The sequence below is a fragment of the Klebsiella sp. BIGb0399 genome (assembly GCF_003752615.1).
GTDB lineage: Bacteria > Pseudomonadota > Gammaproteobacteria > Enterobacterales > Enterobacteriaceae > Klebsiella > Klebsiella lignicola.
Map to the genome: position 1 here is coordinate 109,579 of NZ_RKHT01000009.1, position 21,276 is coordinate 130,854.

The window sequence follows — 21,276 nt, forward strand, 5'->3', positions numbered from 1 at the left end:
TCTGAACGCGGTTTAGCCCTGATGCGGCATCAGCTGCGGATAGCCGTTAAATGCCGGCTTCGTGCTGCTCAATGCCGCTTCATCCTGATGAATGCTGCCAGAGTTCGCCGCCCATACCCCTTCTGAGGTTTTGCTGATCAGCTGATGCTGTACATTCAGATTCTGCCCCATCGCGGCAATATGGTTGCTTTCGGTCCCGCCGCTGTTGGCAGCCCAGGGAATGGAAAGGTCAGCAGCACCGGCGATACCCGAAGCCAGCGTAGCGGCTAACAGCGTCGTGGTTAAAAAGAGTTTCATTACACACCTCACTAATAATTAACTACCTATAAGTTTAGCGAGTAATTATTTTCAAAGTATTTATAAGATGTGCCGATTTGTTTACGCAGACACAGTTCTAAACATCAGGCATAAAAAAAGCGGCTCTCAGAGCCGCTTATGTCCTGCTGCGAAAAGAAAACTTACTTCTTCTTCGCTTTCGCGTTCGGCAGGTCGGTGATGCTACCTTCGAAGACTTCCGCCGCCAGGCCTACGGACTCGTGCAGAGTCGGGTGCGCGTGGATAGTCAGGGCGATGTCTTCAGCGTCACAGCCCATTTCGATAGCCAGACCGATTTCACCCAGCAGCTCGCCGCCGTTGGTGCCGACAATCGCGCCGCCGATAACACGGTGGGACTCTTTGTCGAAGATCAGTTTGGTCATACCGTCTGCGCAATCAGAAGCGATAGCACGGCCAGAGGCTGCCCACGGGAAGGTGGCAGTTTCGTAGCTGATGCCTTTTTCTTTCGCTTCTTTCTCGGTCAGGCCAACCCAGGCAACTTCTGGCTCAGTGTAGGCGATTGACGGGATCACTTTCGGGTCGAAGTAGTGCTTCAGGCCGGAGATAACTTCAGCGGCAACGTGACCTTCGTGAACACCTTTGTGCGCCAGCATCGGCTGACCCACGATATCGCCGATAGCGAAGATGTGCGGCACGTTGGTACGCAGCTGCTTGTCAACACGGATAAAGCCGCGCTCGTCAACTTCAACGCCCGCTTTACCTGCATCGAGGTTTTTGCCGTTCGGTACGCGACCGATAGCCACCAGCACGGCGTCATAACGCTGTGCTTCTGCCGGCGCTTTTTTGCCTTCCATAGAAACATAGATGCCGTCTTCTTTCGCTTCTACGGCAGTCACTTTGGTTTCCAGCATCAGGTTGAATTTCTTGCTGATGCGTTTGGTGAAGACTTTCACGACGTCTTTGTCGGCAGCCGGAATAACCTGGTCGAACATTTCAACCACGTCAATCTCTGAACCCAGCGCATGGTACACAGTACCCATTTCCAGACCGATGATACCGCCACCCATGACCAGCAGACGTTTTGGTACGCTTTTCAGCTCCAGCGCATCGGTGGAGTCCCACACGCGCGGATCTTCATGCGGAATGAACGGCAGTTCGATCGGACGGGAACCCGCCGCGATGATGGCGTTGTCGAAGTTGATTACGGTTTTACCGTTCTCGCCTTCCACTTCCAGGGTGTTAGCCCCGGTGAATTTACCCAGACCGTTGACCACTTTCACTTTACGGCCTTTAGCCATGCCAGCCAGACCACCGGTCAGCTGAGTGATCACTTTTTCTTTCCAGGTGCGGATCTTGTCGATGTCAGTTTTCGGCTCACCGAAAACAATGCCGTGTTCGGCCAGCGCTTTCGCTTCTTCGATAACTTTCGCAACGTGCAGCAGTGCTTTAGAAGGGATACAGCCGACGTTCAGGCAGACACCGCCGAGGGTGCTGTAACGTTCTACGATGACGGTCTCCAGACCTAAATCAGCGCAACGGAAGGCAGCAGAATAACCTGCAGGACCTGCCCCAAGTACCACGACCTGAGTTTTAATTTCAGTACTCATCATGACCTCTGTAGTTTATATCCGGCGGGTCTGACGCTATTGTTATACACTTCATCCTTCAAGCCGCCTCTGCGTTGGCTGCGCTCGCTCACCCCGGTTACGTACCGCTTGTACGCTCCAGGGATTCACTCCCTTGCCGCCTTGACGCAACTCGAATTATTTTGTGTAAATTACGCCCATGTCCACCGGGTCGTTCTATCCGCCTGCATTTTACAAAATTGTTAACAATTTTGAAACAACAAACGGCAAACGATTTTGTCCTTTGTTGCTGGTAACCCCGAAACAGTGACCAGATTACCAGAAAAAAGCCGGCCGTCAGGCCGGCTTTTCGCTTACATCACCAGGCGGCGAATATCACTCAACGTATTGTTGATGATAGTGATAAAGCGCGCACCATCAGCACCATCGATCACGCGGTGGTCGAAGGACAGAGAGATAGGCATCATCAGACGCGGCACAAACTCTTTACCGTTCCACACTGGCTCCATCGCGGACTTGGAAACACCGAGGATAGCCACTTCCGGCGCGTTAACAATCGGCGCAAAGTGGGTTGTACCCAGGCCACCGATGCTGGAGATGGTGAAGCAACCGCCCTGCATTTCGCCAGCGGTCAGCTTACCGTCACGCGCTTTCTTAGAAATCACCGTCAGTTCACGAGACAGCTCGGTAATGCTCTTCTTGTTCACGTCTTTAAAGACCGGAACAACCAGACCATTCGGCGTATCAACCGCAACACCAATGTTGATGTATTTCTTCAGCGTCAGACGCTGTGCATCTTCGGACAGAGAGCTGTTGAAGCGCGGCATCTGCTCAAGCGCAGCGGCTACGGCTTTCATGATGAACACTACCGGCGTGAATTTCACATCCAGTTTACGTTTCTCAGCTTCAGCATTCTGCTGCTTACGGAACGCTTCCAGATCGGTAATGTCGGTTTTGTCGAAGTGGGTAACGTGCGGGATCATCACCCAGTTACGGCTCAGGTTAGCACCAGAGATTTTCTGGATACGGCCCAGTTCCACTTCTTCAACTTCACCAAACTTGCTGAAGTCAACTTTCGGCCACGGCAGCATGCCCGGGATACCACCGCCAGCGGCGGCTGCAGCCGGAGCGGCTTCTGCGCGTTTAACCGCGTCTTTCACGTAAGCCTGAACGTCTTCGCGCAGGATACGGCCTTTACGACCGGAACCTTTCACTTTCGCCAGGTTCACACCGAATTCGCGCGCCAGGCGGCGAATCAGCGGAGTCGCATGAACGTAAGCGTCGTTTTCAGCGAACTCAGATTTGCCTTCCGCTTTCGCTGCCGGAGCCGCGGCTTTAGCAGCCGGTGCCGGTGCGGCAGCCGCAGGAGCTGGTGCAGCAGCAGCCGGAGCCGCAGCAGGCGCAGCGCCTTCCACTTCGAAGACCATGATCAGAGAACCGGTGGAGACTTTGTCGCCGGTGCTGATTTTAATTTCTTTCACGGTACCCGCGAACGGTGCCGGGACTTCCATAGAGGCTTTGTCGCCTTCTACGGTGATCAGTGACTGCTCAGCAGCAACTTTATCGCCCACTTTCACCATCACTTCAGTGACTTCAACTTCGTCGCCACCGATGTCCGGTACGTTGACGTCTTTCGCGCCGCTGGCTGCTGGTGCCGCCGCCGCTGCCGGAGCAGCTGCCTGTGCTGGCGCCGCAGCAGGTGCAGCACCCGCCACTTCGAAGACCATGATCAGGGAACCGGTAGACACTTTGTCGCCAGTGTTGATTTTGATCTCTTTCACCACACCCGCGAACGGAGCCGGGACTTCCATAGAAGCTTTGTCGCCTTCTACGGTAATCAGGGACTGTTCAGCCGCAACGGTGTCGCCAACTTTAACCATGATCTCGGTGACTTCAACTTCGTCGCCGCCGATATCAGGTACATGAACGTCTTTCGCCGCTGCCGCAGCAGGTGCTGCTGCCGGTGCCGCTTCTTTCTTCTCTTCCTGCGCAGGTGCAGCAGCTGCTGCACCCTCGGCGGAATCGAAAATCATAATCAGTTTACCGGTCTCGGTTTTGTCGCCGACAGAGACTTTGATCTCTTTCACGACGCCAGCCTGCGGAGACGGGACTTCCATAGAGGCTTTGTCGCCTTCTACGGTGATCAGCGACTGTTCAGCTTCAACTTTGTCGCCAACTTTGACCAGGATTTCGGTGATTTCAACTTCATCTGCCCCGATATCCGGTACGTTGATTTCGATAGCCATTATTCTTTTACCTCTTACGCCAGACGCGGGTTAACTTTTTCTGCATCGATGTTGAATTTAGTGATGGCATCCGCAACCACTTTCTTATCGATTTCACCACGTTTAGCCAGTTCGCCCAGCGCCGCTACAACCACATAGGAAGCATCAACTTCGAAGTGGTGACGCAGGTTCTCACGGCTGTCAGAGCGACCGAAGCCATCAGTACCCAGTACACGGTAATCATCGGCCGGTACGTAAGTACGGACCTGCTCGGCGAACAGTTTCATATAGTCAGTAGATGCAACAGCCGGAGCGTCGTTCATCACCTGAGCGATGTACGGTACACGCGGGGTTTCCAGCGGGTGCAGCATGTTCCAACGTTCGCAATCCTGGCCATCACGCGCCAGTTCAGTGAAGGAGGTGACGGAGTAAACGTCAGAACCTACACCGTAGTCTTTCGCCAGGATCTGTGCTGCTTCACGAACGTGACGCAGGATAGAACCGGAGCCCAGCAGCTGAACTTTACCTTTGCTACCTTCAACGGTTTCGAGTTTGTAGATACCTTTACGGATACCCTCCTCGGCACCTGCTGGCATGGCCGGCATGTGGTAGTTTTCGTTCAGCGTGGTGATGTAGTAGTAAACGTTCTCTTGTTTCTCACCATACATACGCTCCAGACCGTCGTGCATGATCACAGCGACTTCGTACGCGTAAGACGGATCGTAAGAGATACAGTTCGGGATAGTCAGAGACTGAATATGGCTGTGACCATCTTCGTGCTGCAGACCTTCACCGTTCAGCGTTGTACGACCGGAAGTACCACCGACCAGGAAGCCGCGAGCCTGTTGGTCGCCAGCCTGCCAGCACAGGTCACCGATACGCTGGAAACCGAACATGGAGTAGTAGATGTAGAACGGGATCATCGGCAGGTTGTTGGTGCTGTAAGACGTTGCCGCCGCCAGCCAGGATGCGCCTGCGCCCAGTTCGTTGATGCCTTCCTGCAGGATCTGACCTTTTTCGTCTTCTTTGTAGTAAGCAACCTGCTCACGGTCCTGCGGGGTGTACTGCTGGCCGTTCGGGCTGTAGATACCAATCTGACGGAACAGACCTTCCATACCGAAAGTACGCGCTTCATCGGCGATGATCGGCACCAGGCGGTCTTTGATGGATTTGTTCTTCAGCATCACGTTCAGGGCACGAACGAAGGCGATCGTTGTAGAGATCTCTTTGTTCTGCTCTTCCAGCAGCGGTGCGAAATCTTCCAGAGTCGGCATCTCGAGCTTCTCAGAGAAGTTCGGCTGACGGCTCGGCAGATAGCCGTGCAGTTTCTGACGCTGAGCGTGCAGGTAGGTGTGCTCTTCAGAACCTTCCGGGAAGGTTACGTACGGCAGTTTTTCGATATCAGCATCGGCAACCGGTACATTGAAACGATCGCGGACGTAGCGTACGCCGTCCATGTTCATTTTCTTCACCTGGTGAGCGATGTTTTTACCTTCAGCGGTATCGCCCATGCCATAGCCTTTAATGGTATGAGCCAGGATAACGGTCGCTTTGCCTTTGGTATCCTGCGCTTTTTTCAGTGCAGCGAAGACTTTCTTCGGATCGTGACCGCCACGGTTCAGGGCCCAGATCTGCTCGTCAGTCCAGTCAGCAACCAGTGCGGCAGTTTCCGGATATTTACCGAAGAAGTGCTCACGCACGTAGGCGCCGTCTTTGGATTTGAAGGTCTGGTAGTCGCCATCAACGGTTTCGTTCATCAGCTGAATCAGCTTACCGCTGGTGTCTTTACGCAGCAGTTCGTCCCAACGGCCGCCCCAGATAACCTTGATCACGTTCCAGCCAGCACCGCTGAAGATGCCGTCCAGTTCGTTAATGATTTTGCCGTTACCGGTGACCGGGCCGTCCAGACGCTGCAGGTTGCAGTTGATGACGAAGACCAGGTTGTCCAGTTTTTCACGGGTCGCGATGGTGATGGCGCCTTTAGATTCCGGCTCATCCATCTCACCGTCGCCCAGGAAGGCGTAAACGGTTTGTTTAGAGGTGTCTTTCAGACCACGGTGTTCCAGATACTTCAGGAACTTAGCCTGATAGATCGCACCGATCGGGCCCAGACCCATAGATACGGTCGGGAACTGCCAGAATTCTGGCATCAGTTTCGGGTGCGGATAAGAGGACAGACCGTTGCCGTGAACTTCCTGACGGAAGTTGTTCATCTGCTCTTCAGTCAGACGACCTTCAAGGAAGGCACGTGCGTATACGCCCGGAGAGATGTGGCCCTGGAAGTACACCAGGTCGCCGCCGTCCTGCTCGTTACGCGCACGGAAGAAGTGGTTGAAGCACACTTCGTAGAAAGTCGCGGAGGACTGGAAGGACGCCATGTGGCCGCCCAGTTCGAGATCTTTTTTCGATGCGCGCAGAACGGTCATAATGGCGTTCCAACGAATCGCAGAACGAATTCGACGTTCCAGATCCAGATTCCCCGGGTATTCCGGTTCATCTTCAACGGCAATAGTGTTGACGTAACTGCCTGTAGATGTGCCAGCAGCAACCTTCACCCCGCCTTTGCGGGCTTCAGAAAGGAGTTGGTCAATCAGATACTGAGCGCGCTCAACACCTTCTTCACGGATGACCGATTCGATCGCCTGTAGCCAGTCGCGAGTTTCGATCGGATCCACGTCATTTGGTAAACGTTCTGACATGGGGGTTATTCCTTATCTATCTAATCGTTGATTAATCTGGAACCTGTCCCATTGCGCTCTTTGTTCTTCATACTTTCGGCTGTCTCTTTGTTGGCTGCGCTTGCCGCCGCGATACATCCAAAATTATTTTGAACAACTAAAAGTGCAATAAGACAGGTTCTGCGTTTAGTTGCCGCGCTCTAAAAATGGCGCTTAAGAACCGGAGTTCTCATCTTTCCGTTGCTGTAAACGACGCAGTGAGCGTTCTCGACGACTCTCCTCACGGCTACGATCCAGCAAAATTTCTTCAATGAACGCCAGGTGACGATGCGACGCTTCACGCGCCTGCTCCGGCTCCCCGGCGATTATCGCCTCGAAAATCCGAGTGCGATGATTGCTGACCTGCGGGAGCATTTCCCGGCGGGCGTACAACAATTCAAAGTTCTGACGAACGTTTTGCGCCAGCATCGGCTCCATGCAGCGTAGCAAATGGAGGAGCACGACATTGTGTGCGGCTTCGGTGACAGCAATTTGATACTGGACGACGGCGTCTGATTCGGCGTCAAGATCGCCAGATTGCTGAGCCCGCTCAATCGCCTGGTGCAGTTCGCGAATACGCTCACGGTCAGCCTCATTGCTGCGCAGTGCCGCGTAATAAGCCGCGATGCCTTCCAGTGCGTGACGGGTTTCAAGCAGATCAAATTGGGATTCAGGGTGATCGGACAGTAGCTCTACCAGCGGATCGCTGAAGCTCTGCCACAGGCTGCTTTGAACAAAAGTTCCACCGCCCTGGCGACGAAGCAACAAGCCCTTGGCTTCGAGGCGTTGAATCGCCTCACGCAGCGAGGGACGGGAAACGTCAAACTGTTTTGCCAGTTCGCGTTCAGGCGGGAGTTTTTCACCGGGACGCAGCGTCCCTTCAAGGATTAAAAACTCAAGCTGCTGCTCTATCACATCAGATAGTTTTGGTTGGCGGATTTTGCTGTAGGCCATATTCCCTGTCTCTGCCATTAGCCCGTAGTCAATTGGTCTTACCAATTCGCAGTTCGTAGCGCTAAAGTAACAAAGTATTCACCTTCTGTCCATACAGGTTTTGATTGAAATCAGGAAACCACGCACATTTTAACAACCTTACAGAAATAACATTTCAGAATTGTAACTTCACACAAATGATGTATTTACCCACCTCGAGGTAGAATTAACGTTTATGAAACGAAATATTAGGCTATCTGAACCGATTCAACTCTGAAAAAACCGCCATTTTATTCACATGAAGTGAATATGAAATCACATTCAACTCAACTCCCCTGCCGCCGCGCCATTTACAAATGGTTTCTTTTTGTTCGCTTCGTCATCATCCCTTCATAAAGCAGGTGCATTCACCCGCGCTTACCACTATTCTCCAGGATACGAAAGGCCTTTAGGCGATTTCATGCTGCGCCTTGCGTAAAGAAATCAATACGAAAACGGAATTTCATAATTACACACCACAACAATATGACAGCCAAATCCATCGGGACTGCACTGACTAAAACTCCCTTGAATATAGATAGCTATGCTATTTGGCAGGGACAGACAACGCAGCAGTAACCTGAAGGACGACGCGTATAAACATAATAACCACACACGAGGTTTCATGATGGAAGGTCAACAGCATGGCGATCGGCTTAAGCGCGGCCTGAAGAACCGCCATATACAGCTTATTGCCCTGGGCGGTGCTATCGGCACCGGCCTGTTTCTGGGCAGTGCATCGGTGATTCAATCTGCAGGCCCCGGGATCATTCTGGGCTATGCAATTGCTGGTTTTATCGCCTTCCTGATCATGCGTCAGTTAGGCGAAATGGTCGTCGAAGAGCCGGTAGCCGGTTCATTCAGCCATTTTGCGTACAAATACTGGGGCGGGTTTGCCGGCTTTGCCTCCGGCTGGAACTACTGGGTGCTGTACGTTCTGGTGGCGATGGCGGAACTGACTGCCGTTGGGAAATACATCCAGTTCTGGTGGCCTGAGATCCCAACCTGGGTCTCCGCTGCGGTGTTCTTTGTTGCCATCAACGCGATTAACCTGACCAACGTGAAAGTGTTCGGGGAGATGGAGTTCTGGTTCGCCATTATTAAAGTTGTCGCGGTTGTTGCCATGATCCTCTTCGGTGGCTGGCTGCTGTTCAGCGGCAACGGCGGCCCGCAGGCAACCGTGAGCAACCTGTGGGATCAAGGTGGCTTCCTGCCGCATGGTTTCACCGGGCTGGTGATGATGATGGCGATAATCATGTTCTCGTTTGGTGGTCTGGAGCTGGTCGGCATCACTGCCGCGGAAGCCGATAACCCTGAGCAGAGCATTCCAAAAGCCACAAACCAGGTCATTTACCGCATCCTGATTTTCTATGTGGGTTCCCTGGCCGTCCTGCTGTCACTGCTGCCGTGGACGCGCGTCACCGCAGATACCAGCCCGTTTGTCCTGATCTTCCACGAGCTGGGCGATACCTTTGTTGCCAACGCGCTGAACGTGGTTGTTCTGACCGCTGCGCTTTCGGTATACAACAGCTGCGTCTACTGCAACAGCCGTATGCTGTTTGGCCTGGCTCAACAGGGTAACGCACCAAAAGCACTGATGAACGTTGATAAACGTGGCGTACCGGTCAACACCATCATCGTATCGGCGGTGGTGACTGCACTGTGCGTGCTGATTAACTACTTCGCACCGGAGTCGGCGTTTGGCCTGCTGATGGCGCTGGTGGTCTCCGCCCTGGTCATCAACTGGGCAATGATCAGCCTGGCACACATGAAGTTCCGTCGCGCCAAACAGCAGCAGGGCGTCGTTTCACGCTTCCCGGCCCTGTTCTACCCGGTGGGTAACTGGGTCTGCCTGCTGTTCATGCTGGCGGTGCTGGTGATTATGCTGATGACCCCGGGAATGGCGATTTCCGTTTACCTGATCCCGGTCTGGATTGCGATTCTGGGCGTCGGCTACCTGTTTAAACAGAAAAGCGCCAGCGCAGTAAAAGCACAATAATACATCTCTCAACGCTGTGTCCGCCCTGAACGGACGGGCACAGCGCATTGTTAGCTGGTTCACACTTTCCTCTCCATAGCATATTTATCCATATCGTTGACCTAATACTGCAACGCATTTATTCGTTACTCAGCAAATAATTCTCTCCATATCGTAATGGGGAGATCGCCAGATGGCAGGCAATAAACTTTCAGTCAGAGAAAAGATTGGCTACGGGATGGGTGATGCCGGATGTAACATCATTTTCGGTGCCATCATGTTGTTTGTTAACTACTTTTACACGGATATCTTTGGACTGACGCCGGCCCTGGTCGGTGTGTTGCTACTCTCAGTACGCGTGATCGATGCGGTAACGGACCCGATTATGGGCGCCATGGCCGACCGCACCCGCAGTAAATATGGCCGCTTCCGTCCCTGGCTGCTGTGGATAGCCTTCCCCTATGCGCTGTTCAGCGTGCTGATGTTCACCACGCCGGAATGGACCTATAACAGCAAAGTTATCTATGCCTTCGTCACCTATTTCCTGCTCTCCCTGACCTACACGGCGATCAACATCCCCTACTGCTCATTGGGTAGCGTCATTACCAATGACCCGCAGGAACGCGTCGCCTGTCAGTCGTACCGCTTCGTGATGGTCGGCATTGCCACCCTGCTGCTGTCGCTGACGCTGCTGCCAATGGCAGACTGGTTCGGCGGGGCTGATAAAGCCAAAGGCTACCAGATGGCGATGACCGTGCTGGCGCTGATCGGGATGTGCATGTTCTTGTTCTGCTTCGCCACCGTGCGCGAACGCGTGCAGCCGGCGGTACAGACCAACGATGAACTGAAAAAAGACCTTAAAGACGTGTGGAAAAATGATCAGTGGGTCCGCATCCTGCTGTTGACGCTGTGCAACGTCTGCCCAGGCTTCATCCGCATGGCGGCCACCATGTACTACGTGACCTGGGTTATGCAACAAAGCACCCACTTCGCGACCCTGTTTATCAGCCTCGGCGTGGTCGGGATGATGATCGGCAGCATGCTGGCAAAAGTACTGACCGACCGCTGGTGCAAGCTGCAGGTGTTCTTCTGGACCAATATCGTGCTGGCGGTCTTCTCCTGCGCCTTCTACTTCTTCGACCCACATGCCACCATGATGATTATGGTGCTCTACTTCCTGCTCAATATCCTGCATCAGATCCCATCGCCGCTGCACTGGTCGCTGATGGCCGACGTGGATGATTACGGCGAGTGGAAAACCGGCAAACGCATCACCGGTATCAGCTTCTCTGGTAACCTCTTCTTCCTTAAAGTCGGGCTGGCGGTCGCGGGAGCCATGGTCGGCTTCCTGCTCTCCTGGTACGGCTACGATGCGGGCGCCAAAGAACAGAGCGCCTCAGCGGTTAACGGCATTGTGCTGCTGTTCAGCGTGATCCCTGGTATCGGCTATTTGATCACCGCCGGCGTGGTTCGCATGCTGAAGGTCAATCGCGAATTTATGCGTCAAATCCAGTCGGACCTGGAAAAGCGCCGCACCAACTACAGCGAACTCAATACCTGGCAGGATCACAAAACCAGTGAACACGTAAGGAAAGCTTGATGAACAACTGGCCCAACCCGTTTATTGAACAGCGCGCAGACCCGTATATTCTGCGCCACCAGGACCACTACTATTTTATCGCCTCAGTGCCGGAATATGACCGGCTGGAGATCCGCCGCGCCGCCACTCTGGAAGGTCTGCGCCAGGCGACACCGGTAGTGGTCTGGCGCAAACCGGAAAACGGCCCGATGAGCCAGCTGATCTGGGCGCCGGAGCTGCATGAAATTAACGGCAAATGGTACATCTATTATGCTGCCACCCACACCCACGACCTGGATGAACTGGGGATGTTCCAGCACCGGATGTTCGTTCTTGAATGTGCCGACAGCGATCCGCTGAGCGGCCAGTGGGTAGAAAAAGGTCAGGTACACACGCCGTTCGACACCTTCGCCCTCGACGCCACTACTTTCCAGCATCAGGGTAAGCAGTGGTATTTGTGGGCGCAGAAAGCCCCGCATATTGCCGGCAACTCCAACCTGTATCTCGCGGAACTGGAGAATCCCTGGACGCTGAAAGGCGAGCCGGTCATGCTGAGCAAACCGGAATTTGACTGGGAATGCCGCGGTTTTAAGGTCAATGAGGGCCCGGCGGTGCTGGTGCACGGCGACAGGCTGTTTATCAGCTATTCCGCCAGCGCCACCGATGAGAACTACTGTATGGGGCTGCTGTGGATAGACCTTCAGGCCGACCCGCTGCGCCCGGAAAACTGGCATAAATCACCGGAGCCGGTATTTCGTACCAGCTATGAGAACCGTCAGTACGGTCCCGGTCACAATGGCTTTACGCAAACCCCGGAGGGGGAAGATGTGCTGGTCTATCACGCCCGGAACTACACCGAAATTGAAGGCGACCCGCTGTACGACCCCAATCGCCATACCCGGCTGAAGCTGGTGCGCTGGCAAGAAAACGGGATGCCTGACTTCGGCATCCCGGCTGCGGACACAGAGTAAAACACCGCCCCTGTCCGGATACGGGCAGGGGTTAAATCAAGGTGCCGTAAATGGTCAGCAGCGCCATGATGACGACCACCACCAGCGAGGTTTTCTTGGCCATTGAGACCGCGGCTTTTGGCGTCTCGACCTTATCGACATGCGGCTCGCGGGCCAGAGAAAACTGCGCCAGACGAGTCAACACCTGATACTGCGATGAATGGCGATCGCCCAACGAGGCGAACCAGGCCGGCAACGCTCTTTCCCCATGTCCCACCAACGCATACACCACCCCGACCAGACGCACCGGCAGCCAGTCCACCACGTGTAAAATCGCATCAATCCCCGACTGCTGGCGATGGCGAGGCGTTTGATAGCGCGCCAGCCACGTCTGCCAGGCGCGCAGCACGCAGTATCCAATCAGCGTGACAGGCCCCCAACTGCCGCCCACCACAAACCAGAACAGCGGCGCCAGATAGTAACGGTAATTGATCCACAGCAGCGCATTTTGCAGTTCGCTGAGAAATTCGCGGTTATCGCAGCCGGGCGGCACACCGTGAATCAGCGTCAGTTCGCTGGCCATCGCATCACAGGCGCGGCTATCGTTGCGGGATGCCGCTTTAAGATACGCATGATAATGCAGCCGTACCCGACCGGCGCCAATGCACAGCAGCCCCAGCAGGATCCAGAAAATCAGCAACGGCACGTTAAACAGCACTCCGTGCAGCAGGCGCTGAATGATAAACACCGCCGCCATCGCAACCACCGTCATCAGCAGGGTAGCGGCAAACGAAAAATGCTTCACGCGACGAAACAGCACTTCCAGTCGGTGATCGAGCTGCCAGTGTTCACCCAGCTTAAACAGACGTTCAGCGATGAGAACCAACAGCGTAGTAAACAACGTCATGGCATCTCCTTTTCTGACGAAGCGGTCAGCAGACCGCGGAATTTTGCCCAGTCAAAAGCAGGGCCGGGATCCGTTTTCCGTACCGGCGCAATATCGCTATGGCCGGTGATATTATCGGCGATGGCCGGATACAGCGCGATCAGCTGCCGCGTCACGGCCACCAGTTGCTGGTACTGTGCATCGGTATAGGCCAGCGTGTCTGTCCCTTCCAGCTCAATACCAATAGAAAAGTCATTGCAGCGTTCTCGCCCCTGATACAGGGAGACGCCCGCGTGCCACGCCCGCTTATCGAAAGGAACATACTGCACGATTTCGCCATCACGGCGAATCAGACAATGTGCGGAAACGCGCAGGTGCGCGATCTCGGCAAAGAAAGGATGGGCGTTGGGATCGAGAGTGCCACTGAACAGCGCGTCAATCCACGGGCCACCAAACTCCCCGGGCGGCAGGCTAATATTATGCACCACCAATAAAGAAGGGGCTTCATCATCCGGACGGCAATCATGGTGCGGCGAAGGAACCCGACGCGCCTCCATCAGCCATCCCCCATTCAACTGCATGTGACCTCTCCTTTCACTCGCTGGTGCTCCCGGGCCTCCACTGGCCAAAGGATGCTGATTATCATACACAAAATCGTTCACCCTGCCGCACAACATCCCTGCATATTCAACGTCAACGCTGGGGAAAACTGGCGGGCCAGGCAACAATAACCACCAACTATATACCCTAAATAATTCGAGTTGCAGGAAGGCGGCGACGCAGTGAATCCCCAGGAGCTTACTGAAGTAAGTGACTGGGGTGAACGAGGACAAATTCGTCAGGAACGAATTTGAACGCAGTTTACTGCGCCCGTTAGGGCGAGGCCCAGGGATGGGCCGAGTATTGCCAACGCTCATGCAACTTGAAGTATGACGGGTATATATGGTGTCGACACGCGGTTCAGGTTAGCATGTTTCCCATTGCTGAATCTTATCTATCTGGAGCTTTATCATGTCGCCTCGTCGCTACAATCCCGACCGCCGCCGTGACGCGCTGCTGGAACGCATTAACCTCGATATCCCGGACGCTGTCGCCCAATCTCTGCGGGAAGACCTCGGTGGCGAGGTGAATGCCAACAACGATATTAGCGCCCAATTATTGCCGGAAGACGCACGCTCGCACGCGGTCATTATTACGCGCGAAGATGGCGTATTTTGCGGTAAACGCTGGGTGGAAGAGGTCTTCATCCAACTGGCCGGCGACGATGTCAGCATTACCTGGCACGTCGCGGATGGCGATATAATTAAAGCCGATCAGCCGCTGTTTGAACTGGACGGCCCGTCCCGCGTTCTGCTGACCGGGGAACGTACCGCGCTGAACTTCGTGCAGACGCTGTCCGGCGTCGCCAGCGAAGTGCACCGCTATGTCGATCTGCTGGCGGGCACCAAAACCCAGCTGCTCGATACGCGTAAAACCCTGCCTGGCCTGCGCACCGCGCTGAAATACGCCGTGTTGTGCGGCGGCGGCGCCAACCATCGCCTGGGGTTGTCCGACGCCTTCCTGATCAAAGAAAACCACATCATCGCCTCCGGCTCGGTACGCCAGGCGGTGGAAAAAGCCTTCTGGCTGCATCCGGACGTGCCGGTCGAAGTGGAAGTAGAATCGCTGGATGAACTGGATGAAGCGCTGAAAGCGGGTGCGGATATCATTATGCTCGATAACTTCACCACCGACCTGATGCGTGAAGCCGTGCAGCGGACCCAGGGCCAGGCCGCGCTGGAAGTCTCCGGCAACGTGACCTTCGATACTATCCGCGAATTTGCCGAAACCGGTGTGGATTACATCTCTGTCGGCGCCCTCACCAAGCACGTGCGCGCGCTCGATCTCTCCATGCGTTTTCGTTGATTGATCTCCCCGGTGCCCTCCCGGCATCGGGGCTATCATTTGCGAAGCCGCTAGCATTTCTTGCCCGCCACCTGTGTAATAACACCAGAAAGCCTGGAACCTCGTTTCCCACTCTCTTATTTGCCATTCGCCGCCATCGCCGAAGCCCGTCACTGTACTCCTGACAACACAAGGAGCACTTATGGACAGACAACGCGGATTTACCCTGATCGAACTGATGGTGGTTATCGGGATCATCGCTATTTTGAGCGCCATCGGTATTCCGGCTTACCAGAATTACCTGCGTAAAGCCGCCCTGACCGACATGCTACAAACGTTCGTACCCTACCGCACGGCCATTGAATTATGCGCCCTCGAACACGGCGGCCTCACTACCTGCGATGCGGGCAGTCAGGGCATACCGTCTCCCGCCACTACGCGCTACGTCGCCACCATGAGCGTCGCCAAAGGCATCGTCACCCTCGACGGGCAAGAGAGCCTCACGGGCCTGAGCGTGACCCTGACGCCTGGCTGGGACAGTGCCAACGGCATCACCGGATGGCAACGGGTTTGCAATATTGCCAGCAACAGTTCGCTTAAGCAGGCCTGTGAAGATGTCTTTCGCATAAACTGAGGCCATCACGATGAAAACTGAACAATTGGTCACCCTCTGCCAGCGCTATCATGCCCTGCTGCTCAGCAGCGATGAGCACACCATCATCATCGCGGTGGTCAATAACCCGGCGCCAGAACTCATGGAAGCCCTACGCTTCGCCACCCAGAAGCGCATCGATATCGAATGCTGGAGCCAGGATCAAATGAACAAGCGGCTGAAGACCGGTCAACCTTTGCTACCCGCCAGCAATGATATGACGTCAGGCGTTATCAAACAGGTCAATCAGATCCTTGAGCAGGCCTTACACCAGCGCGCCTCCGATATTCATATTGAACCGGAGGAAAATCACCTGCGTATTCGCCTGCGCATCGATGGAGTCCTGCACCCGCTGCCATTGCTGTCGCCTGAGCTAACCGCCCCAATGACCGCACGGCTTAAGGTGCTCGGTAATCTGGATATCGCCGAGCACCGCCTGCCGCAGGACGGTCAGTTCACGCTGGTATTTGCTGGCCGCCCGGTCTCGTTTCGCATCGCCACCCTGCCCTGTCGTCACGGAGAGAAAATCGTGCTGCGCCTGTTACATCAAGTTGAACAAGCGCTCGACATTGACGCCCTGGGGCTGGCTCCAGAACAGCTCAGGATCTTTCGCTCCGCGCTGGAGCAGCCGCAGGGCCTGATGCTGGTCACCGGTCCTACCGGCAGCGGTAAGACCGTGACGCTCTACAGCGCGCTGCAGGCCCGCAATCAGGATGCCGTCAATATATGCAGCGTCGAGGATCCGCTGGAGATCCCGATCGCCGGCATGAACCAGACGCAGATTAACCCCCGCGCCGGACTTAACTTCCAGAACGTGCTGCGGGCGCTGTTGCGTCAGGATCCGGACATTGTGATGGTCGGGGAAATTCGCGATGCCGAAACGGCAGAAATTGCCATTAAAGCCGCGCAGACCGGGCACCTGGTACTGTCGACGCTGCATACCAACTCCACCAGCGAAACCCTGATCCGCCTGCAGCAAATGGGCGTTGCCAGCTGGATGATCTCTTCCGCGCTCTCCCTGGTCGTGGCGCAACGTCTGGTACGCAAGCTGTGCGTGCATTGCCGATGCGAAACCGGCCAGAGTGCCGAAGTTCCGCGCACGCTGTGGCCGCGTCCGCTCCCTCGCTGGCGGGCCGTGGGCTGCCAGCACTGCTATCACGGCTACTATGGCCGCCAGGCGCTATTTGAACTGCTGCCGGTGAACACCGCACTGCGTCAGGCGATTGCCCGCGGTCTTAACACCATGGAAATTGAGTCTCTGGCGCGCGAAGCGGGAATGATGACGCTGTTTGAAAGCGGCTGCGAGGCGGTGGAACAAGGGTTGACCAGCCTTGAAGAGGTTATCCGCGTACTGGGGATCCCTCATGACAACTAACCGCCTCTGGCGCTGGCAAGGGGTAGATGCGCAAGGCGAACGTTGTCAGGGGACGCAGTGGAGCCAAAGTCGGCTGGACATCTGTCAGACGCTGACCCATGAACATATCATTCCACTGGCGGTTCGCCGCTGCGCGGTCAAAAACGCGCTCTGGCACCCACGTTATAGCGGCCAGGTTGTGCGCCAGCTCGCCGCCCTGCTGCAAGCCGGGCTTCCGCTGGCAGAAGGCCTTATTCTGCTGGCGCAACAGCAATCCAACGCCCAGTGGCAGGCGCTGCTCTACGCCCTGGCTCGGGAGCTGGCGCAGGGTACTTCGCTCTCTGCAGCGCTGGAAAAGTGGCCTCAGGCTTTCTCGCCGCTCTACCTGGCGATGATCCGCACCGGGGAGCTCACCGGTAAACTCGATTTCTGCTGCCTGCAGCTGGCGCGTCAGCAACAGGAGCAGCAGCAACTGACAGAGAAAGTGAAAAAAGCGGTGCGCTATCCCATCATCATTCTGGGCCTGGCCCTGCTGGTGGTGATGGCGATGCTCTGTTTTGTTCTGCCAGAGTTCGCCGCTATCTATCAAACCTTCAATACGCCGCTGCCGTTATTGACGCAGCTCGTGATCCACGCCAGTGAAGGGCTGATCCGCCACTGGCCCTGGCTGATTTTGCCGATCGTCTTGCCCATCGCCCTCAATCGGCTCTCCCAGCGTCGGCCACAGTGGCTGCTGCAGCGGCAGAAAATGCTGCATGCTCTGCCAGTGGTGGGAAAGCTTATCCGCGGGCAATTGCTGAGCCAGATCTTCACCGTGCTTGCCCTCACCCAGCGTGCCGGCATCAGTTTTCTGCAAGGTCTGGAAAGCGTTGAGGATACGCTGGCCTGCCCGTTATGGCGTCAGCGGATCCAGCAGGTGCACCAGCACATTACGCAGGGCGTCCCCATCTGGCAGGCCCTCGAACGCAGCGGTGGTTTTACCTCATTGTGCTTACAGCTGATCCGCACCGGAGAAGCATCGGGATCGCTGGATACCATGCTGGACAATCTCGCCCGGCACCATAGTGAACAGACGCATTATCAGGCTGAAAACCTGGCGACATTACTGGAGCCCATGCTGTTGTTGATAACCGGAGTCATTGTGGGTGTGCTGGTGGTGGCGATGTATCTACCCATTTTTCATCTGGGTGACGCGATTAGCGGTATGGCGGGATAAATGCTGGCGCGTGGCGCGCCAGCATCTGGCATTACAGGCTGTTGAACACGCGGTTCTCTTGTTCCTGTACGCGAATAAAGGTGGTGCGTTTGGTCAGCTCTTTCAGGCGTGAAGCGCCCACGTAGGTGCAGGCAGAGCGCAGGCCGCCGAGGATATCGCGTGCGGTATTCTCAACCGGGCCACGCAGAAGCAGCTTAACGGTTTTGCCTTCTGCTGCGCGGTACTGCGCAACGCCGCCAACGTGGCGGGTCATCGCGGACTCAGAGCTCATGCCGTAAAACAGCATGAACTTCTCGCCGTTTTCTTCAACCACTTTGCCACCGCTCTCTTCATGACCGGCCAGCATGCCACCGAGCATGACAAAATCGGCGCCGCCGCCAAAGGCTTTTGCTACGTCACCCGGCATTGTACAACCGCCATCGCTGACGATCTGGCCGCCGAGACCATGTGCCGCATCGGCACATTCAATCACGGCAGAAAGCTGCGGATAACCCACGCCGGTCTTCACACGAGTGGTACATACGGAACCCGGGCCGATGCCGACTTTCACGATATCTGCGCCTGAGAGAATCAGCTCTTCGCACATTTCGCCGGTGACGACGTTACCCGCACAGATGGTTTTCTGCGGCCAGGCTTCACGCGCTTTAGCAACGAACTGTACAAAATGCTCAGAGTAGCCATTCGCCACATCGATGCAGACGAAGTTCAGCTGTGGATTTTGAGCGAGGATCTGTTTGGTTTTTTCGAAATCAACATCAGAAGTCCCGGTGGACACCATGACGTATTTCAGCACATCCGCAGAAGATGACTGCACAAAACTCTGCCACTCTTCAACGGTATAATGTTTGTGAACCGCGGTCAGAATGCCGAAAGATGCCAGCGCTTTCGCCATGCCAAACGTCCCGACGGTGTCCATGTTAGCGGCAATGATCGGCACGCCGGACCATGACTGGCCAGAATGTTTAAATGTGAATTCACGTTCCAGCTCAACATCAGAACGGCTTTTGAGGGTAGAGCGTTTTGGGCGGATAAGAACGTCTTTAAAACCAAGCTTCAGATCTTCTTCAATACGCATGTGCGAATTCCTGGGGTTAATTGCATTATTGTGAGAGCACAACTCCAGTGACGTTATCATACGCACGAATCATGGCTGCGCAAGACTGCGATTTTCACTTTTTTTACGCTACAATCGTATAAATTTACCTGGTGAATAGTGAATAACGCGATCGCGAGCACCAACGTGAGATGCGTTAAATTTAACCAATTGATTTGTATATACAAAATAAACCAGTATAGGCTGTGACCCAGTCGGTTGGCTTGTGCCATCATGATGGGATTTCGCTCGTAAGAGCATCGGGGCGTGTACGACCGGCGCCACTGGAATGTAATGAGTTCATTGGTCTGATCGGGATACGGAGTGTATGAGGTATACGGTAGCGTTAACGGGCGGTATTGGCAGTGGTAAGAGCACCGTGGCCGATGCATTTTCTCACCTTGGGGTGAACGTTATTGATGCCGACATTATTGCTCGTCAGGTGGTCGAACCCGGAACCCCGGCACTGCAGGCTATCGCCGCTCATTTTGGCCCAGGGATGCTTGATGACGGCACGCTGAACCGCCGTGCGTTACGTGAAAAAATCTTTGCCCACCCCGACGATAAAACCTGGCTTAACGCGCTTCTGCATCCGCTGATTCAGCAGGAAACACGCCGACAGATGCAGGCAGCGACTTCCCCCTACATTCTCTGGGTTGTCCCCTTACTGGTTGAAAACCACCTGGCCGCGAAGGCCGATCGCGTGTTGGTCGTTGATGTCCCGAAAGAGACGCAGATCGAACGGACGATCTCGCGTGATCGGGTCAGCCGTGAACATGCAGAACATATTCTTGCCGCCCAGGCGACGCGCGAACAGCGTCTCGCCGTTGCGGATGATGTCATTGAAAACACAGGCACGCCGGATGCCATCGCATCGGATGTTGCCCGCCTGCACGACCGGTATCTACTCCTGGCATCGCAGGCCGCCTCACAGGAAAAATCGTAATGCACACCCCTGTTCTGTTTGAACATCCACTGAACGAGAAAATGCGTACCTGGCTGCGCATCGAATTTTTAACGCAGCAGCTATCCGTTCACCCGACGTTAGCCACCTATGCTGATGCGCTGCATTTTTTCCGCAACGCGGGCGATCTTTTAGATGTTCTGGAACGCGGTGAAGTCCGAACGGACATGCTGAAAGAGCTCGAACGCCAGCAGCGTAAACTGCAGTCCTGGGCTGAAGTCCCCGGCGTCGATCAAGAGCGCATCGGCGCCTTGCGTCAGCAGCTCAAACAGTGCGGTAGCGTCCTGATGTCCGCGCCGCGTATCGGTCAGTTTCTTCGCGAAGACCGGCTGATTGCCCTGGTACGGCAGCGACTGAGCATTCCTGGCGGCTGCTGCAGCTTTGACCTTCCGACGTTGCATATCTGGCTGCATATGCCTCAGGCGCATCGTGACGAACAGGTCGAAAAATGGTTAGCCAGCCTCGAACCCCTGACGCAATCGCTGGTGCTCATCCTTGATCTGATCCGCAACTCCGCCCCGTTCCGCAAGCAAACCAGCCTTAACGGTTTTTATCAGGACAACGGCGAAGATGCCGACCTGCTGCGCTTGCGTCTGGATATTGCCAGCCAGCTCTACCCGCAAATTTCCGGCCATAAGAGCCGCTTTGCTATTCGCTTCCTGCCGCTGGATAGCGAGCTTGGCGTGGTACCTGAGCGTTTTGATTTTGAACTGGCGTGTTGTTAAGGAGTAAAAATGTCAGAAGAGACGATAGTCAACTGCCCTACCTGCGGTAAGACCGTAGCCTGGAATGAACAAAGCCCGTTTCGGCCATTTTGCTCTAAGCGCTGTCAGCTGATCGATCTCGGCGAGTGGGCGGCGGAAGAAAAACGAATCCCCAGCGCTGGCGATCTGTCCGACAGCGATGACTGGAGCGAAGAGCAGCAGCAATAATCGCGCTAGCCC

The 21,276-nt window shown here is 55.1% G+C and carries 18 protein-coding genes; 10 read left to right on the forward strand and 8 right to left on the reverse strand.

Features of this window, described 5'->3' with window-relative positions; genetic code table 11:
- Positions 1-12 precede the first annotated feature (12 nt).
- The 5 genes from EDF82_RS21215 to pdhR form a co-directional block, all read right to left on the reverse strand.
- The gene (locus EDF82_RS21215) at positions 13-297 is read right to left on the reverse strand and encodes a hypothetical protein (RefSeq protein WP_123757471.1); all 285 of its coding nucleotides are present in this window, start codon (positions 295-297) and stop codon (positions 13-15) included.
- 161 nt (positions 298-458) lie between these two features.
- On the reverse strand, positions 459-1,883 hold the full coding sequence (lpdA, locus tag EDF82_RS21220; RefSeq protein ID WP_123757472.1) for a dihydrolipoyl dehydrogenase: 1,425 nt from the start codon (positions 1,881-1,883) through the stop codon (positions 459-461).
- Positions 1,884-2,215: 332 nt separating this feature from the next.
- Positions 2,216-4,108, reverse strand: coding sequence for a pyruvate dehydrogenase complex dihydrolipoyllysine-residue acetyltransferase (aceF, locus tag EDF82_RS21230; protein WP_123757474.1), 1,893 nt, complete (start codon positions 4,106-4,108; stop codon positions 2,216-2,218).
- A gap of 14 nt (positions 4,109-4,122) precedes the next feature.
- A complete protein-coding gene (aceE, locus tag EDF82_RS21235; RefSeq protein WP_123757475.1) occupies positions 4,123-6,786 on the reverse strand; it encodes a pyruvate dehydrogenase (acetyl-transferring), homodimeric type in 2,664 nt (887 codons plus the stop codon).
- A gap of 192 nt (positions 6,787-6,978) precedes the next feature.
- Positions 6,979-7,758, reverse strand: a complete 780-nt coding sequence (gene pdhR / locus EDF82_RS21240) for a pyruvate dehydrogenase complex transcriptional repressor PdhR (RefSeq protein WP_123757476.1) — start codon at positions 7,756-7,758, stop codon at positions 6,979-6,981.
- A 643-nt stretch (positions 7,759-8,401) separates the two neighbouring features.
- Here pdhR and aroP point away from each other — a divergent pair.
- The 3 genes from aroP (at position 8,402) to EDF82_RS21255 (ending at position 12,304) form a co-directional block, all read left to right on the forward strand.
- Complete coding sequence (aroP, locus tag EDF82_RS21245) at positions 8,402-9,775, forward strand: aromatic amino acid transporter AroP (protein ID WP_174509151.1); 1,374 nt, start codon at positions 8,402-8,404, stop codon at positions 9,773-9,775.
- Positions 9,776-9,947: 172 nt separating this feature from the next.
- Positions 9,948-11,354 (forward strand): glycoside-pentoside-hexuronide (GPH):cation symporter, encoded by a 1,407-nt coding sequence (locus EDF82_RS21250; RefSeq protein WP_123757478.1) that lies wholly within the window; start codon positions 9,948-9,950, stop codon positions 11,352-11,354.
- A complete protein-coding gene (locus tag EDF82_RS21255) occupies positions 11,354-12,304 on the forward strand; it encodes a family 43 glycosylhydrolase (RefSeq protein ID WP_123757479.1) in 951 nt (316 codons plus the stop codon). Before EDF82_RS21250 ends, EDF82_RS21255 begins: the two co-directional genes overlap by 1 nt.
- Before the next feature lie 31 nt (positions 12,305-12,335).
- On the opposite strand, the gene ampE is transcribed toward EDF82_RS21255, so the two are convergent.
- Both ampE and ampD read right to left on the reverse strand, forming a co-directional pair.
- Positions 12,336-13,190: a beta-lactamase regulator AmpE gene (gene ampE, locus EDF82_RS21260; RefSeq protein ID WP_123757480.1), complete on the reverse strand. Its 855-nt coding sequence runs from the start codon at positions 13,188-13,190 to the stop codon at positions 12,336-12,338.
- Positions 13,187-13,750, reverse strand: a complete 564-nt coding sequence (gene ampD, locus EDF82_RS21265) for a 1,6-anhydro-N-acetylmuramyl-L-alanine amidase AmpD (RefSeq protein ID WP_123757481.1) — start codon at positions 13,748-13,750, stop codon at positions 13,187-13,189. The genes ampE and ampD overlap by 4 nt, the downstream gene beginning before the upstream one ends.
- Positions 13,751-14,180: 430 nt before the next feature.
- On the opposite strand from ampD, the gene nadC reads away from it, so the two are divergent.
- The 4 genes from nadC (at position 14,181) to hofC (ending at position 18,275) form a co-directional block, all read left to right on the forward strand.
- Positions 14,181-15,074 carry a carboxylating nicotinate-nucleotide diphosphorylase gene (nadC, locus tag EDF82_RS21270; protein WP_123757482.1) on the forward strand — a complete coding sequence of 298 codons (894 nt, stop codon included), beginning with the start codon at positions 14,181-14,183 and terminating at the stop codon, positions 15,072-15,074.
- A gap of 181 nt (positions 15,075-15,255) precedes the next feature.
- The gene (gene ppdD, locus EDF82_RS21275) at positions 15,256-15,687 is read left to right on the forward strand and encodes a prepilin peptidase-dependent pilin (protein ID WP_123757483.1); all 432 of its coding nucleotides are present in this window, start codon (positions 15,256-15,258) and stop codon (positions 15,685-15,687) included.
- A gap of 10 nt (positions 15,688-15,697) precedes the next feature.
- Positions 15,698-17,080 (forward strand): type II secretion system protein GspE, encoded by a 1,383-nt coding sequence (gene gspE / locus EDF82_RS21280; protein WP_123757484.1) that lies wholly within the window; start codon positions 15,698-15,700, stop codon positions 17,078-17,080.
- The gene (gene hofC / locus EDF82_RS21285) at positions 17,070-18,275 is read left to right on the forward strand and encodes a protein transport protein HofC (RefSeq protein ID WP_123757485.1); all 1,206 of its coding nucleotides are present in this window, start codon (positions 17,070-17,072) and stop codon (positions 18,273-18,275) included. The genes gspE and hofC overlap by 11 nt, the downstream gene beginning before the upstream one ends.
- 31 nt (positions 18,276-18,306) lie before the next feature.
- Here hofC and EDF82_RS21290 read toward each other — a convergent pair whose 3' ends face one another.
- Positions 18,307-19,350 (reverse strand): GMP reductase, encoded by a 1,044-nt coding sequence (locus tag EDF82_RS21290; protein ID WP_123757486.1) that lies wholly within the window; start codon positions 19,348-19,350, stop codon positions 18,307-18,309.
- Positions 19,351-19,696: 346 nt separating this feature from the next.
- Here EDF82_RS21290 and coaE point away from each other — a divergent pair, with 346 nt between their 5' ends.
- From coaE to yacG, 3 genes are read left to right on the forward strand one after another with little or no spacing between them, the layout of a single operon-like run.
- Positions 19,697-20,314 carry a dephospho-CoA kinase gene (gene coaE, locus EDF82_RS21295; RefSeq protein ID WP_123757487.1) on the forward strand — a complete coding sequence of 206 codons (618 nt, stop codon included), beginning with the start codon at positions 19,697-19,699 and terminating at the stop codon, positions 20,312-20,314.
- Positions 20,314-21,057, forward strand: a complete 744-nt coding sequence (gene zapD, locus EDF82_RS21300; protein WP_123757488.1) for a cell division protein ZapD — start codon at positions 20,314-20,316, stop codon at positions 21,055-21,057. Before coaE ends, zapD begins: the two co-directional genes overlap by 1 nt.
- Positions 21,058-21,066: 9 nt before the next feature.
- On the forward strand, positions 21,067-21,264 hold the full coding sequence (gene yacG, locus EDF82_RS21305) for a DNA gyrase inhibitor YacG (RefSeq protein WP_123757489.1): 198 nt from the start codon (positions 21,067-21,069) through the stop codon (positions 21,262-21,264).
- The last annotated feature ends 12 nt before the right edge of the window (positions 21,265-21,276 follow it).